Annotated in this window: 13 protein-coding genes and 1 tRNA gene; 5 read left to right on the plus strand and 9 right to left on the minus strand. The window is 32.3% G+C overall.

Annotation, left to right across the window (positions count from 1 at the left end):
- Positions 1 to 311, plus strand: a 311-nt coding sequence (locus tag T367_RS22015; protein ID WP_157454191.1) for an integrase core domain-containing protein, incomplete at its 5' end; no start/stop codon positions are given.
- Positions 312 to 468: 157 nt separating this feature from the next.
- Here T367_RS22015 and T367_RS0109985 read toward each other — a convergent pair.
- Genes T367_RS0109985 through T367_RS0109995 form a run of 3 tightly spaced genes read right to left on the minus strand, consistent with a single transcriptional unit; the run spans position 469 to position 4663 of the window.
- Positions 469 to 1221, minus strand: a complete 753-nt coding sequence (locus tag T367_RS0109985) for a response regulator (protein WP_027419712.1) — start codon at positions 1219 to 1221, stop codon at positions 469 to 471.
- A 6-nt stretch (positions 1222 to 1227) separates the two neighbouring features.
- Entirely contained in the window at positions 1228 to 3066 is a 1839-nt protein-coding gene (locus T367_RS23870) for a histidine kinase dimerization/phosphoacceptor domain -containing protein (protein ID WP_051568482.1), read from the minus strand.
- Positions 3067 to 3082: 16 nt separating this feature from the next.
- Positions 3083 to 4663 carry a toxin-antitoxin system YwqK family antitoxin gene (locus tag T367_RS0109995; protein ID WP_027419713.1) on the minus strand — a complete coding sequence of 527 codons (1581 nt, stop codon included), beginning with the start codon at positions 4661 to 4663 and terminating at the stop codon, positions 3083 to 3085.
- A gap of 465 nt (positions 4664 to 5128) precedes the next feature.
- Between T367_RS0109995 and rpiB the strand changes: the two genes are divergently transcribed.
- Positions 5129 to 5557, plus strand: a complete 429-nt coding sequence (gene rpiB, locus T367_RS0110000; protein ID WP_027419714.1) for a ribose 5-phosphate isomerase B — start codon at positions 5129 to 5131, stop codon at positions 5555 to 5557.
- A 61-nt stretch (positions 5558 to 5618) separates the two neighbouring features.
- On the opposite strand, the gene T367_RS0110005 is transcribed toward rpiB, so the two are convergent.
- Positions 5619 to 6887 carry a TlpA family protein disulfide reductase gene (locus tag T367_RS0110005; protein ID WP_027419715.1) on the minus strand — a complete coding sequence of 423 codons (1269 nt, stop codon included), beginning with the start codon at positions 6885 to 6887 and terminating at the stop codon, positions 5619 to 5621.
- Between the two features lie 101 nt (positions 6888 to 6988).
- Here T367_RS0110005 and T367_RS0110010 point away from each other — a divergent pair, with 101 nt between their 5' ends.
- The 3 genes from T367_RS0110010 to T367_RS0110020 all read left to right on the plus strand — a co-directional run bounded on the left by T367_RS0110010 (position 6989) and on the right by T367_RS0110020 (position 11165).
- Positions 6989 to 7552 carry an RNA polymerase sigma factor gene (locus T367_RS0110010; RefSeq protein WP_245593041.1) on the plus strand — a complete coding sequence of 188 codons (564 nt, stop codon included), beginning with the start codon at positions 6989 to 6991 and terminating at the stop codon, positions 7550 to 7552.
- Positions 7542 to 8681 (plus strand): T9SS type B sorting domain-containing protein, encoded by a 1140-nt coding sequence (locus tag T367_RS0110015; RefSeq protein ID WP_027419717.1) that lies wholly within the window; start codon positions 7542 to 7544, stop codon positions 8679 to 8681. Before T367_RS0110010 ends, T367_RS0110015 begins: the two co-directional genes overlap by 11 nt.
- Positions 8682 to 8822: 141 nt before the next feature.
- The gene (locus tag T367_RS0110020; RefSeq protein WP_084274372.1) at positions 8823 to 11165 is read left to right on the plus strand and encodes a CotH kinase family protein; all 2343 of its coding nucleotides are present in this window, start codon (positions 8823 to 8825) and stop codon (positions 11163 to 11165) included.
- Between the two features lie 67 nt (positions 11166 to 11232).
- Here T367_RS0110020 and T367_RS0110025 read toward each other — a convergent pair whose 3' ends face one another.
- From T367_RS0110025 to T367_RS0110050, 5 genes are all read right to left on the minus strand, one after another.
- Entirely contained in the window at positions 11233 to 11571 is a 339-nt protein-coding gene (locus tag T367_RS0110025) for a hypothetical protein (RefSeq protein ID WP_169736047.1), read from the minus strand.
- 221 nt (positions 11572 to 11792) lie between these two features.
- Positions 11793 to 11866: transfer RNA gene (locus T367_RS0110030), tRNA-Cys, on the minus strand.
- A gap of 95 nt (positions 11867 to 11961) precedes the next feature.
- A complete protein-coding gene (gene folB, locus T367_RS0110040) occupies positions 11962 to 12315 on the minus strand; it encodes a dihydroneopterin aldolase (protein ID WP_035843202.1) in 354 nt (117 codons plus the stop codon).
- A 4-nt stretch (positions 12316 to 12319) separates the two neighbouring features.
- Entirely contained in the window at positions 12320 to 13846 is a 1527-nt protein-coding gene (gene gltX / locus T367_RS0110045) for a glutamate--tRNA ligase (RefSeq protein WP_027419721.1), read from the minus strand.
- A 113-nt stretch (positions 13847 to 13959) separates the two neighbouring features.
- Complete coding sequence (locus T367_RS0110050; protein ID WP_027419722.1) at positions 13960 to 15309, minus strand: peptidoglycan DD-metalloendopeptidase family protein; 1350 nt, start codon at positions 15307 to 15309, stop codon at positions 13960 to 13962.
- Between the last annotated feature and the right edge of the window lie 2 nt (positions 15310 to 15311).

A 15311-nucleotide genomic window follows, 5' to 3' on the forward strand; every position in this document is an offset into this window, starting at 1 on the left:
CTGCGTCCCCTCAGACGAATGGCATGGTAGAAAGAGTAAATAGAACCATTAAGTCTAATACAATTTTAAAACACTCTTATAATTCATACGACCAGATGCATAAAGATCTCTTTAATTTTATGTGTAACTACAATTTATACAGAAGACATGGCTCACTGAGAAAAGAACTTGATGTTAAAACACCAATTCAAGCAATTTATAAATGGTATCAATTAGAACCTGAAATATTTATTGTAGAACCAAAAAAGTTTGAAAATAAACTACTAAATTTACAAGACAAGATTAATCAACTTCCGTTAACAACCTTGTGAAACTTTACAACTATAAACTAACGACTATCAACTCGCAGCTCTGATCAAATATTAAAAACTCAACGCTTAAAACAAAGAAAATAAATCTTTATTCAACTCAACAAAAACCTCAATGCTAATAACTATTTACTAACGACTAAAAACTATAAACTAATAACTAAATAAGATTCAACTTCTCAATCAATTCTTCTTTAAAAGAACCCCCGATAGGAATGATTTTTTTGGCATCTTCAAGGCGAAGGCTAGGATATTCGATCTGATCAATTTTATCAATACGAACGATAAAAGATCGATGTACACGAATAAAATCTTCAGATGAAATTTTACTGACAATATCTTTCATTGTAGAGTGAATTGTATAGCGATTATTAAGGGTGTTAATCACCACATAATCCTTCAATGCCTCAATAAAATAGATATCTTTAGTTTTGATTTTTACCAATCGACTTCTTGATTTCACAAAAATAAAATCGTTGGTATTTTTATTTTCAATTAGCGAATAAAATAAATCGCGTTCTTTTAATACTTCTTTTTCTTTCGAGTACTTATACAAAGCCATTTCAATTGAAGTATGTAAATCAATTTCTTTGAATGGTTTGATAATATATCCGTAAGGTTCGGTAATTTTTGCTTTTGCTAAGGTTGACTCATCTGCATAAGCAGTTAAATAAATCACTGGAATACTTAGTTCGGCTTTAATTCGTTCGGCCGTTTCAATTCCGTTAATATCACCTTTAAGCATGATATCCATCAGAATAATATCTGGCGTTTCACTCATTGCTAGTTCGTACGCCTTCTCACCTGTAGAGGCTGCACCTACAACATTATAACCTAGTTTTTTTAAACTATGTTGTATATCTTTAGATACAATACTTTCATCCTCAACTACTAATACATTGGTTTTTGCCATAACTGCCTAAAAATCTTGCTTTTCAAATATAATCAAATATTTGGTTCCGTTAACAGTTTTTAATTCAAGTTCACCATCTAATTGATCCACCAATGTATCTACAAGTCCCAAACCTAAGCTTTCACTGTCCTCAATTTTAAAGTTTTCAGGCAATCCAATCCCATCATCCTCAACCCTTAAGATCACTTTTCCGTTTTTAATTTTTAAGCCTATCAATATTTCACCTGACATTTCATTCGGGTACGCATGTTTTAACGAATTTGATACCAATTCGTTCATTATTAAACCACATGGTATCGCCTGATCAAGTACTAAATCAATTTTATCTACTTCTAATTTCAATACAGTTTTACCATTGTAAATTTGATATGAATGAATTAGATTCTGGACTAAATTCGTGATATAATCATGGAAATTTATAGATGAAAAGTTTTTCGTTTGATATAAACTTTCATGAATAAATGCCATTGTTCGAATCCTATTCTGACTCTCGTTAATAATCTCTAAAGTTTTGACATCCTCAACATAAGATGATTGTAGGTTAAGAATACTACTAATCACTTGCAAATTATTTTTAACCCTATGATGAACTTCTTTTAATAAAACTTCTTTTTCTTTAACAGATTCGATCATTTTTCGATCGACTTCTACTTTGTCAGAAATATCATGTGCAATAAAGGCGATCTCTTTAATCTCTTCTCCTTCAACTCGAACCGGACTGATAAATGATTCGATATGATAGTTCTCATCATTCAAATTGTATTCATTGATAAACTCAACCGATTCACCTCGAATGGCCTGTTTAATTTTTTTAATCATCATACTATAAGCACTCTCCGCAATGGGAAAAGTTTTTAAGAAATCAGATCCTATTACAACAGTCTTTTTTAATAATTCTTCTACTAAATTCTTAAAACTACTATTGAATGAAGTTATCTTTAAATCCTTATCAACAGTTAATAAAAATAAGTTCCCAGAACTTTCGAATAAGGCATTTAATTTAGAGGTATTTTTAATTAAATTAATCTGCGTTTGGCGATGTTTTCTTATCTCTTCAAAAAGTTTTTTATTCGTTTCTTCAGCAATTTCTGCCCTGATTTTTTGAATATTATATTCGTTTTGTAAAGTAATATCAGTCAACATAAAATAGAGAGAATCTCTATCCTCATGTAAGACTTTTACAACGTTGATACTGTAGCGTTTTTCATCCCCTTCTTTATCTAAAGAAATCTCAGTATAAGAACTTGTATTGTTCTTTGCTTCTTCAATTAACTCGATTAGAATATACTTTAAATTGGGTGGGAAAACTTCGAATAAGTCAACAGATTTATTGTTTAATCTTTCATTGTATAAATCGTTTCCTAAAGAGTTACTATAAACCAATTGCGAATTCGTAAATACCAAAATACAAGAAGGAGAATTATCAACAAAGTTTTTAAAACTATCCGCATTTGACGATTCAAAATTACTTATAAAATCTAAGGCATTATTATTATTTCCATTGGAAATATTTTCAAAAATATAAGCAGAAATAATATTTAAATCTCCCTCACTATCAGGTTCGAGATAAAAATTTCCTTTAAGAGAATTCGTAGTTCCATCAATCTTTAAACCTAAAAAACTAAAGTTATTGATGAAACCGTACCTGTTTAATTGTTCACCTAAATATTTAAAGTCGTTTGAATTGAAAAATATTTCTTGTAATGATTTTTGAGTAATCGCAAAATCTTTGGGACAATTTAATAAAGATCGGGTTACATCATCACACGATAATATATAATTATCACGTGTAGCCTTTATGAAGCCAAGTTTCTTTTTCTTAATTAAATCTACAAATACACCCATTTTCCTGTAGTGTTATTTACTCTGTTATCTCCTCTTGATATTCCTCAACCCTAAATCCGTCAACTTTATAAATTTCACCTCTTTTATAATCTACTATTCTTACTATTTCTGCAGTGGTACTATAAGTTTTCCATGTCCCGTGTCGTTCGCCACCAAGATACTTTCCAACCAACTGCTTTGCACCATTTTTATGGTAATAAATATGTTTTCCTTTAGCTTCCCCTTCATCATAGGTCCCTATAAATGCTAACTTCCCATTCAAATAATAATGTTTCCAAACACCATCTTTTAAGCCCATTGTATAAGACCCAACTTCCTTAAAGTCATTTACATAATAAAACCACTCTCCCTCTTGTCTGCCATTGTAATAATCACCTCTTGTAATTTCTTTACCTAACGAATCATATTCAACCACTGTTCCTTCCAACAACTGCTTTGAATTGTAATATTCTTTACGTTTTAATTGGCCATTATTATAATACCATTTCCATTCACCTTTTAATAAATCATCTTTAAAAACTCCTTCTTGCTCTTTATTTCCATTAGGATAATAATATGTCCATTTCCCCTCTTTTAAACCTTCATTATAATTACCGGTTGACTTTATCTTACCGTTATTTTTAAAAAAGGTTTTCCATTCTCCGGTATAAATGCCATTTCCAAGAATAATTCCTTCGCCAATTATTGTGTCTTTTTCGTAAATATATCCATTAATAATATTTCCTTCCTTATCGTATTCTCTAAAAATACCAGATTTTAATCCATTGTCTAATCCACCTATCAACTTAAGTTTACCATCCTCATCATAAGCCCTATACATTTCAATAATCACCAATTCATCAACATGACCAGCAACGGTATCTCCTTGCATTTTTTGTAAGTCAATCAATTTTCCTTTTTTATTGTATGTTTTTGAGATCCCACTCTTCTCCCCATTTTCGAACTCTATTTCAGATTCAATAGTCCCGTTTGGATGAAATTTTCTCCATTTTCCAATCTTTTCTCCATTTTCATTCCGCCTATTGTATTCATTTTTATCCTTTAAAAACCCGTTATCGTAAATCTCTTCAGTGATTATATCTCCGTTTTCACCGTATTCTAGCAATAATCCAACTCTTTTACCATCCTTGTATTGAACACGACTTTTAATTTGACCGTCGGCATAATATTCTAAAACTTCTCCTTGAGCCACGTCATCGACGTAAAATATTTCTTTAATGGTATTACCCAATGTATCATAAAAAGTGGCGCAACCATTCTTCATATCGTTCGCATAGTCGAATTTGTTTTTCTTGCGACCTTCGACATCGTAAAAAACCCAAATACTGTCAGACATTCCATTTTTCTTTTTTCCTGTCGATCTTAACGTACCATCATCATAATAGTTTTTCCAAACTCCCACAGGTAATCCATTTTCAAAATTTCCTTCACTTGCTATTCTTCCATTTTCATGATGAAAAACATTCCAACCATTCGGATCAATTTCTTGCGCAACAACACCAAAAGAATTCAATAAAAACAGAAGTACTATATAATTATAATAGAATAATTTTTTTTTTGAGAGAGAGAGGTTATTATTATTATTAGGGCTGTTCATTTGTTGATAAGTAGTGTTGATGGATTAGGTTTTCTAAATTACTTTTTTTTTTAAATAAATTACTAACAATTTAAATCGCTTGAATTAGATTATTATTAATGCTTTAGCATAGTTTTAAACAATTTTGTACTTCTTTAAAAAGTGTATAACTAATTTTTCGAACTTCTATTTTTTGTGTCAATAAATAATGTTTAAATAAAGGTTAACTTTTTTCATTTATTCGATTTATTGTATACCTGAAATTAAAATTAGATAATTCAAATTTATAAGTAATTATTAATACATAGTTATGAATACAGTTATTAACAAAGTTAATCTTCTTTTGTTGATAACAGTACTAATCTAAAGTACTAATCTTGATGTGTTTTGAATAATATGGAAAAATCAATCATTAATTATGAACATGCATATTTTGGTTTTATACGGTTAAAACGATAGCTTTGTAATAAATATAAACTGTGTATTATGATAGTTCCAATAGGTGGTGATCACGCTGGATTTGAATTGAAGGAAAAAGTTGTTGGATTTTTAAAATCTAAAGGTTTTGAAGTCAAAGATTACGGACCTTTTAACGGAGATAGTGTTGACTACCCTGATTTTGGACACCAAGTTGCTTTGAATGTTGAAAATAATGCTGGTGTTTTGGGTATTGTTATTTGTGGAAGTGGAAACGGAATTAATATGACTGTGAACAAACATCAAGCAATTCGTTCTGCTTTATGTTGGACAACTGAAATTGCGGAATTAGCAAGACTTCACAATGATGCTAATATAATTGCTATTCCAGCTCGTTTCGTATCTGAAGAATTGGCTTTAGAAATGGTTGATGTTTTCTTTTCAACAGCTTTCGAAGGTGGTAGACATCAAAAAAGAGTAGATAAAATTCCTTGTTAATAAGAATAGCTTCTTAAAATTTAAAAGGATTGAAACTGTTATTGAGGATGGAGTTAGTTAATTATTTAACTTTCTCTTGAATTAAATCAGTTATCAACAAGTTGGTTTCACTCACAAAATGTGTATAATATTCTCCAGTACCCGGACCATTAAAGCCAGTATGGATATGTCGAATAATGCCTTGTTTATCGATAATGAAAAGGGTAGGAAAAGAAATAATTTTATTGACCATCGGGAATAGTTCTGAAGCAATGTCTTTAGAAGCTTTTCCTGCGATTAAAAAAGTAAAATCAAGCCCTAAACTTTCTTTGTAGATATTAACTTTAGCGGCAGACTCACTTTGTGAATTTCCCATTTCGAATGCAAGGGATATAATTTCAATATCGTCACCAAAGTTTTTAGCTACAGTTTTTAAATAATTGTTTTCATCTAAACAATTCGGACACCAAGTTCCCATCAATTGTACTAGTGTGACTTTGTTTTTTGTTTCTTGATTCGGGTAGGTATAAATATTATTATCTAAATCCGGTATACTAAAATTTAATTCTTCTTCATTTACTAAGTAGGTTAGATCGAATGGATTTGTTAATTCAAATGTTTCATTTCTTACAGCAAACCAATCAACTTGGAAATGATTACCTGAATAAAATTTACCATATAAAGTATCGTTAACTAATTTAGCATTGAACAAATAAGCATGTACACCATCAAAAGTAGAAAGATGCAATGTATCATGAGAAATTCCACCCTCTAAATATCTATAATCTCCAGTTTCGGTCATGAAAGTACCTTTGATATTTTTAATTTTATTAGAATTTTTTGTAGCGTAAGGTTCGTCAATGGTATTGAACAAACCAATTGCTTTTGTTGGACCAGAGTTATAATTAAAAGTGACTTCCCATTTTCCAATAATATCTATTGTTGGATCGATTTTTTTAAAACGTGGTTGATAGGTATGATATGAAATGAATGGTATGGAATAAGATGTTCCACGGTTATAATTAAACCAAGCACCTTGAATTGTATCAGGGTGAACAATTTTACATTTGAGTTCACTATTGAATAATTCAATTTTGACAAAAATAGAATCGTTCCGTCTTTCAATTTTATTTAAAGGTATGCGTTCTTCAGCATTGTATATTATCAGTTGACTTGGATCTGTTTCGTCAAAATAAAAAGTTACAGGTAATACTTGATTCTCCGTTAATTGGAATTCGGTATGCCAAAAGTTCTTACGTTCATCTGCTTTTGCAAATATACCCGTAAATAAAGTAAATATTAAGAGCAATAATTGTAAAGAAGACATCGTTTTGACAGGGAGTAAGGACATATTTTGCTTATTTTTAAGCGTTTTATTGGGCATTAAAGATATGTAATAATTATTTATTTAATGTGATATGCAACTTTTATGGTGAATAATAAGTTTTGTAAATGGAAAGTGTGTTTATGACGGAAGAACAATTAGTAAAGAAATGTGTTTCCGGCGATGCAACAGCCCAAAAAGCGTTCTATGATTTATATGCGAATAAAATGATGGGGGTTTGTCTAAGGTACATGAAAGACCATGATGAAGCTCAAGATGTTTTACAAGACGGTTTTATAAAAGTTTTTAATAAACTGCCTGACTTTGTAAGCAAAGGTTCATTAGAGGGTTGGGTGCGAAGAATAATGGTTAACACCGCGCTTGATCAATATAGAAAAAATTTGAAATTCCAAAAGAATGTTGAAATTGATTCTGTTGATTATAAACTGGAAAAAAGCCAATTTATTTTAGAGACTATCCACGCAGAAGATTTATTAAAAATAATTCGAACGATACCAGAAGGTTATCGGGTTGTTTTTAATTTATTTGCGATTGAAGGTTATTCGCATAAAGAAATTGCAGAAAGGCTAGGGGTGACGGAAAGTACTTCAAAATCGCAGTACTCAAGGGCGAAAAAAATGTTGAGAAAACTATTAGTTGATAATAATTTAGTAGAAGCAGGTGAAAGATAATTTTAATATTGAAGAGCTTTTTAAGGATAAGTTTGATTCTTTTGAAAGTGAAGTAAGTCCAGATTTATGGGCGAACATTCAGCAAGGTATTAATGCACCCGGAGCAGGAACTGCTGCCGTTAGTGCAAGTAAAACAGGATTATCCATTTTGGCTAAAACTGCTATTATTACAGGTGGTTTATTAACTGCAGGTATCGCAGGATATTATTTTTATCCTGAAGAAACACCTACAGAAAATTTATTTGTTGAGCATGTTGTTCCATCAAATCCGAGTACAATTAGTGAAGATATTCCAGCAGATGTTTATGAAATGGATGCGGATGTTATTCATGTCCAAAATGAGAATGATCCTATAATTCACCAGAATAAAGCATCAATAGAAAAAGAATTAAGAGAAGAAAATCGCAAAACCGATTCTATTGGTAATCTTGATAAATCAGACATCAATAATAAAGCGGATAAAACGGTTAATCCTTCAAACAATAAATCTTCGGATAAACAAAACGGTAACAATAAGAATGTAACTGTTGTAAATGATAATAATATTATTGTTGAAGATCCTAAAGTTGATGCAAAAGTAGCACCAGACAAAAAGGTTATCGATCAAGATCTACCTACCGGAAGAATGACTTATAGTACAACAGAAAAATCTACTATAACAACTTATACTTTTAGTGCAAACGCGAGCAATTATAACAGTATCAAATGGGAACTGAGTAATGGTAAAACATTCGAAGGCGAAACATTACAATATTGTTTCGCAAGCCCAGGGAAATATCAAGTTAAAATGATTGTAATTGGAGATTCTGAAATTTATGAAGAAGTTCAGGAAATAAAGATTGAAGCAAAATCTTCAATTGATAATTTACCGAATGTAATTACGCCTAACGGGGATAGAATTAATGATTATTTTGAAATTGAATCGACTGAAATCGTTAAGTTTTATATCGTAATTACTGATCAATCAGGTCAATCGATGTTCGAATCAAGTGATGTTGATTTTAGATGGAATGGTACTGATATGTCTGGAAATCAATTAGATGTAGGAACTTATCGCTATATGATTGTTGCTGAAGGAAGTGACGGTAGTGTCTTTAAATTACCAGGAGCAATACATATCCAAAAATAATAACTTATAATTATCTAAAAGAGGGCCTAGTTTATACTAGGCCTTTTTTTTTGCGAATTATTATCAACACCTTACGGATAATAAGTAAGTGATGGGTAATGGTTGAGAGCAACTTCCTTTATGCTATTTTAGTATTTTTATATGAGCTTACTAAAAACGATATGGTCTTGTTTTTGCATTCAACTTTGTATGTTGGGTGTGGCACAAACGGATAGTTTATTCGTTGATTTTTCTCCAAAAGGTGGGCCTTATCAATCAGAACAAACAGTTGTATTAACTGCACCCGAAGGGGCTAGAATTTTCTATACACTTGATGGATCGAGTCCCAATAGTAGTAATAATGCTTATAAAAATCCTATTCAGGTTAAAAGTGTTGCAGTTATTCGTGCAATAGCTTATTTGAACGGTAAAAGATCTATTGTAATTACCAATTCTTATTTCTGTGATAGATCTTATAATTTACCAATAGTTTCCATTTCTACTGAGCCAGGTAATTTATGGGATTTTAATACAGGTATTTATGTGGAAGGTTGTTGTGCTGACACAATTGAACCATACGTGGGTGCAAATTATTGGAAAGATTGGGAACGAAGTGCGAATATTGAAATGTACGAACCTTCAGGTGAATTATGTTTTAATCAATTAGCTGGAATTAATTTATTCGGAGGTTTTAGTAGAATTCTTCCACAGAAATCATTAGCTGTTTTTGCAAGATCTAAATACGGCGATAAACGTTTCAGATACCCTATTTTTCCTGAGCGAGACTTCTCTAAGTACAAGTCTTTTATTATAAGAAATGCTGGAGGTGATTTTTTACATACCCATTTAAGGGATGCTTATATGACGCAATTGGCAAAACCAACTGGAATAGCTATTCAAGCTTATCGACCTGCAGTTGTTTTTTTAAATGGTGAATATTGGGGAATTCAAAATCTACGTGAAAAAATCAGTGAACATTATTTAAAATCTAATTATGATGTTGATAAGGATAATGTTGATATACTTAGACATAATGGTGTAAAACGACATGGTTATTCTACAAATTATAAAAAGTTTTTAGCGTATTTGAGAGCGAACGATTTAGCTGATGATGCAAAAGTTGAAGCACTGAGAAAATTTATGGATATTGAAGATTATATTGCTTATAATATCGCTGAAACGTATTCTGATAATAGAGATGCTGGTGGGAATATTAGATATTGGAGAGAACGGAATGATTCAGCAAAATGGCGTTGGATTTTTTATGATCTAGATCTTGGTCTAGGTAATAATGAACCGAATGGGTATAAAAATAATACGCTTAAAAAATTTACAAATGCAAATGGTGAAGCCTGGCCAGATCCAGCTTGGTCTACATTTATCATTCGAAGTCTTTTAAAAAATAAGGAATTAGAATATCAGTACATCAATACTTTCGCGGATCATTTGAATACGGTTTATCATCCTGATACAGCGTTAACTTTATGGAAAAAGATGACGGCTACCATTGATGCTGAGATGCATTTTCATCAGAAAAGATGGCATTCATCTTATGACAATTGGATTCAACAACAGGAACGCGTTACGACGTTTATTAAAGAAAGGCCGACTTATGTTCGTGAACATATTCAAGAGAAATTTGATTTAGCTGGAACGATTAATGTTCGTATTGTTTATCCTGGAAAAGACACTGCTAGTATTCAATTCAATAGTTTAAAGATTCAACGAAATTTTGAGGGTGTTTATTTTAAAGGTGTTCCAGTTACTATTGAAGTAGATGTTAAACACGATTTTGAATTTAAAGGATGGAAGGGTAGATCAGAAACATCGAATAAGATAACGGTTGTGTCAAATGAGAATTTAGTGTTGGAACCGATAATTTTGGCGAAAGAATTAAGTATTTGGCATGATTCAATCGTGTTTAATGAAATCAATGTGACTCAAATGGATTCTGACACCAGTATGGACTGGATAGAGCTTTATAATCGATCTAATGCAACGATAGATATAAGTGGATGGGGGTTTACTAAGGCTGGTTATAAATCTGCCTATTTTTTACCTGCAGGAACGAATTTAGTGAAAGGTCAATACTTGGTTATATCAAGAAAGGTTGAGAATTTTCAGTCTACTTATGATACAGATTCGATTCATATAATTGGTGATTTTGAATTTGGTTTACCAAAAGAGGGGGGCAGAATTAAACTTTATGATAACGATGGTTTAATCGTCGATTCGTTGAGTTACTTAGGAATTGATCCTGATTCAAGTGTTAGTTATAATCTCATTCATCCCGATTCAACTGGTTGGAAAAATTGGCGATTAGAAGAACCTAATCCGGGGCAATTAAGTACAGAGTATCTTTCCTTTTTAAAAGAAAAGGCAGACGAAAAGAAATGGCGAGATACTTTATTCATAACTGGAGGAAGCTTTTTTTTTATCTTGGTCGCTGGGTTGTTCTCCTTCCTGTATTATAGAAAAAGAAAGAGTAGAAAGTTAGTAGAGTAGGGTTGGGGTAGTTTAATTGTGTGGAATCTTGTACAGGGGGACTTTTTGTTTATGCAATTTATTGATTTTAGATTTCTACGAAATGAGCTCTTTGGTTTTTGTTTGAAAGCACAGTTTCTTCGAAACGAGTTTGGGAATATTTGATTGATGAAGTTGTTTTTTCGTAACTTACTGTAACCGCCATTTCTTTGAAATGAGCTCTTTGGTTTTTGTTTGAAAGCATTGTTTCTTCGAAACGAGTTTGGGAATATTTGATTGATGAAGTTGTTTTTTCGTAACTTACTGTAACCGCCATTTCTTTGAAATGAGCTCTTTGGTTTTTGTTTGAAAGCACCATTTCTTCGAAACGAGGTTGAGAATATTTGATTGATGAAGTTGTTTTTTCGTAACTTTCTGTAACCGCCATTTCTTTGAAATGAGCTCTTTGGTTTTTGTTTGAAATCACCATTTCTTCTAAACGAGGTTTATAAGGATTACTGCCGTGATCCGTAACATGGTTAAATCAATACCCAATAAAACACTGTTTCTGCGAAACAATTTTTTTATGCGCTAATAAATATTTGAAAGCAAGCTTTAATATTTATTAGCGCATAAAAAAACCTGCTCTATTTATAGAGCAGGTTTTATTGGAGGTCCCGAGCGGATTCGAACCGCTGTAGATGGTTTTGCAGACCACTGCCTAGCCGCTCGGCCACAGGACCATTTTTTCAATGGAGAGCAAAGATAAAAATAAATTCCTAATGTGGCATCATAAAAGAGATCAAGAAATGCAAGAAATGAATTTAATTTGAATTTCTTACCCTTCAATTACGATAGCAACCTCTTTAACAACACCTTGAATAGGTGGATTTAATTTTCGAACTGTAATTTTTGCAGTGAGTAATGAAGTAAATTCTTGTTTGAATTTCTTCATAATTCTGTATCCTACATGTTCTATCAGCTTTGATCTGATTGCCATTTCTTCAACAACAATATTTCTTACCTGTACATAATCAATCGTATCAATTAATTGATCTGTAGCTGCCGACTTAGAAAAATCTGTAAATAATTCGACGTCAATTATATATTTGCCACCTAAAACCGATTCCTCATTCATACAGCCATGATAGCCGTATAACTCAATGCCAGTAACGTTAATTTTGTTAATCATGTAATTAAGCTTTTATTGCGTTAATTTTAACTAATCCAGTTTTCATTCGGTCTAATACTTTATCTTTTCCTAAGGCAGAACAGATATCGAACATAGAAGGGCCTGCGCCTTTTCCTGTTACAAGTAATCTAAACCCTGGACCAACTTGTCCAAAACCTAACTCTTTTTCTGATAGAAGGGCTGAAAATGCCGCTTCAATCGATGCTGTATTAAAATCTTCTATTCCTTCTAATGTCGAAATCAAGTCCTCCATTATAGCTGGAGTTTGTTCTTTCCATTTTTTCTTGAGTGTCTTTTCATCGTAGCTTTCAATATCATTGAAGAAATAATCCCCATCTGTGATAATATCTTGTAAGAATGTAGCTCTCTCTTTCATAAGACTACAAACAATAGCTAAATGATTTTTATCAGTATCAGCTGGAACTAAATTATCAGCAATGATTAATTCAGCTAATGCTATGTCTGACTTTGCTCTTAAATATTGTTGATTGAACCATTTTGTTTTATCTGGGTCGAATCGAGCTCCTGATTTTCCAACGCGCTCTAAAGAAAAAAGGTTAACTAATTCATCAAGAGAAAACAATTCTTGATTGTCTCCTGGATTCCATCCTAACAATGCTAACATATTGATAAATGCTTCTGGAAAATATCCGCCCTCTTTATAACCGCTATATTTTTCACCTTCGGCACTCATCCAATCAATAGGGAATACAGGGAAGCCTAATTTATCACCATCACGTTTACTTAATTTTCCTTTTCCATCTGGACGAAGGATTAATGGTAAATGTGAAAATGCAGGACTTTCCCAACCAAACGCTTCGTATAATAAAACATGCAAAGGGGCAGAAGGTAACCATTCTTCACCTCTAATAACATGAGTGATATTCATTGTATGATCATCGATAATATTTGCCAAATGGTAGGTTGGCATTCCAGTTTCTTTTAATAAAACTTTATCATCAAGATTATTTGTGTTAACCGTAATCCATCCTCTAATGTCGTCATGGAATTTTACTTCCTGGTTACGTGGCATTTTCATTCGAACGGTATATGGATCGCCATTGGCAATTTTTTCTGCTACTATTTCTTTTGATAAAGTAGTAGAGTTCTTCATTGATGAACGCGTAATGGCATTGTATTGCCAATTCGCCAAGCCCATTTCTTTTGCTTGATCTCTTACCACATTTAAATCGTCAGCAGTGTCAAAAGCATAATATGCATGTCCATTATCTACTAATTCTTGTGCATAAGGAGCGTACATTTTTAATCTTTGTGATTGGGTGTATGGACCATATTCTCCGCCATAACTTTCACCTTCATTTGGTTCTATTCCACACCATTTTAAAGCATTAATGATATACTCAGTTGCGCCAGGAACAAACCTCTTCTCATCGGTGTCTTCTATTCTTAGAATAAAATCACCGTTGTTTTTTTTAGCGAATAAATAATTGTAAAGGGCAGTTCTTACTCCTCCCATATGTAATGGTCCTGTTGGACTGGGTGCAAAACGAACTCTAACTTTTTTTGACATGACTTATATTGATATCTTATACGTATAAAGGCGCAAAGATACAATATTGGACTGAATTTCATTCTATTCTGTACCGATCAAAATATGTAGACTAAAATTGTTCTTAAAATCAATTAATTCTTAATGAATTTTTCAACGTATAATTTATCTTCCGTTTGTATCTGTATCGTATAAAGACCAGCAGCGATTGATGTAATATCAACTTTATTATTTTTGCTGTTTTCAGTGAAGACTGTTTTACCAGATAGATCTATAATAATGATTTTAAATGTATTGTTAATACCTGTAATATTCAGAAGGTTCTTTGCGGGGTTAGGATAGATTTTAATTTGAATATCGTTGTTTTCAACATTAGCATAAACACCGTAACTATATTCATGTGTTAGTACTTCACCTGAATATGTTGCTTCTAATGTCCATATTCCAAAGGGAGCATCGTCTGGTAAAATTTCTGACCAATACCACCAAGAGGCATTAAATGTGGTTTCCATTTCTTGTTCCCATTCCGACCAAACCTCTCCGTCGGGTGTAAGTATTCTATAATTAGAAATTGATCCAGCAAGGGCATCTTTATAATAAAAAGCGGTGTAAATTCTGTCTCCTGGATAAAATTCGTTTTGAAAATGTGGATCTTCATTAACTGTGGGACAACCATGTTCTGGAACTGCATCATGTGTATGTAGCAAGTTTAATTTTGGTTCGCGGTAATCTTGCTGATCTTCCCACCATGTGTCTTCATTAAATCGATTACATTCTCCTGTAAAAGGTTCTATTAATTTAATTTCACTATCATAAACTTCTAAGTGGAGGTGGGGTCCTGTTGAACAACCTGAACTTGCAACTATCCCTAAATATTCGCCTTGTTCGACTGATTCACCTATCGCTTTTTCTGTTAATGAACCTATTTTCATATGTCCATACCAAGCAACTGAACCATCAGTATGTTGAACATAAACAGCGTTCCAACTTCCTATACACTCACAATGATCGTCTTCAAAACCATCATCCTTTTCGATGATGACACCATCTGCAGCGGCGATTATTTCTATCGAATTGTTTTCGTATTGGTACCAAGGGAATGGCCAAGAAAAAATATCTATTCCCTTGTGTCCGTCATAAGTTCTTGAGCCGCAATTAAAATCTTTTATGCCAACCGTTGAATCTTGATCTATATAATTCGATATGCCATAATAATTATTCCAAGCATGTGTTTCTGCGGCTTGTAATGGCCAGGCGAATTGAATGTCTTCTCTATTAGATGGAGGATTTAATAAACCTTTCCTTTGAAGATGAGTTTGGTTAATAGTAAGTCTATTCTGAATGTTTGAACGATCTATATCATTTAAACAATTATCATCATTTTGAGGGACTATATATTCTCCACCACCTTCAGGCGCTATAATGTTTTGTGCATTTGAAATGCTTGTAACGATGCTTAAAATTATAAAGATGATATACTTCATGA

This window comes from Crocinitomix catalasitica ATCC 23190 (genome assembly GCF_000621625.1).
Classification (GTDB): Bacteria; Bacteroidota; Bacteroidia; order Flavobacteriales_D; family Crocinitomicaceae; genus Crocinitomix; species Crocinitomix catalasitica.

What these genes read in the sequence shown, in the direction of transcription:
- T367_RS0110020 (WP_084274372.1), top strand. Translation starts at nt 8,823, where the DNA reads ATGAGCTTACTAAAAACGATATGGTCTTGTTTTTGCATTCAACTTTGT.
- gltX (WP_027419721.1), bottom strand. Translation starts at nt 13,846, where the DNA reads ATGTCAAAAAAAGTTAGAGTTCGTTTTGCACCCAGTCCAACAGGACCA.
- T367_RS0110025 (WP_169736047.1), bottom strand. Translation starts at nt 11,571, where the DNA reads ATGGCGGTTACAGAAAGTTACGAAAAAACAACTTCATCAATCAAATAT.
- T367_RS0110005 (WP_027419715.1), bottom strand. Translation starts at nt 6,887, where the DNA reads ATGTCCTTACTCCCTGTCAAAACGATGTCTTCTTTACAATTATTGCTC.
- T367_RS0110010 (WP_245593041.1), top strand. Translation starts at nt 6,989, where the DNA reads ATGGAAAGTGTGTTTATGACGGAAGAACAATTAGTAAAGAAATGTGTT.
- T367_RS0109985 (WP_027419712.1), bottom strand. Translation starts at nt 1,221, where the DNA reads ATGGCAAAAACCAATGTATTAGTAGTTGAGGATGAAAGTATTGTATCT.
- T367_RS0109995 (WP_027419713.1), bottom strand. Translation starts at nt 4,663, where the DNA reads ATGAACAGCCCTAATAATAATAATAACCTCTCTCTCTCAAAAAAAAAA.
- rpiB (WP_027419714.1), top strand. Translation starts at nt 5,129, where the DNA reads ATGATAGTTCCAATAGGTGGTGATCACGCTGGATTTGAATTGAAGGAA.
- folB (WP_035843202.1), bottom strand. Translation starts at nt 12,315, where the DNA reads ATGATTAACAAAATTAACGTTACTGGCATTGAGTTATACGGCTATCAT.
- T367_RS23870 (WP_051568482.1), bottom strand. Translation starts at nt 3,066, where the DNA reads ATGGGTGTATTTGTAGATTTAATTAAGAAAAAGAAACTTGGCTTCATA.
- T367_RS0110050 (WP_027419722.1), bottom strand. Translation starts at nt 15,309, where the DNA reads ATGAAGTATATCATCTTTATAATTTTAAGCATCGTTACAAGCATTTCA.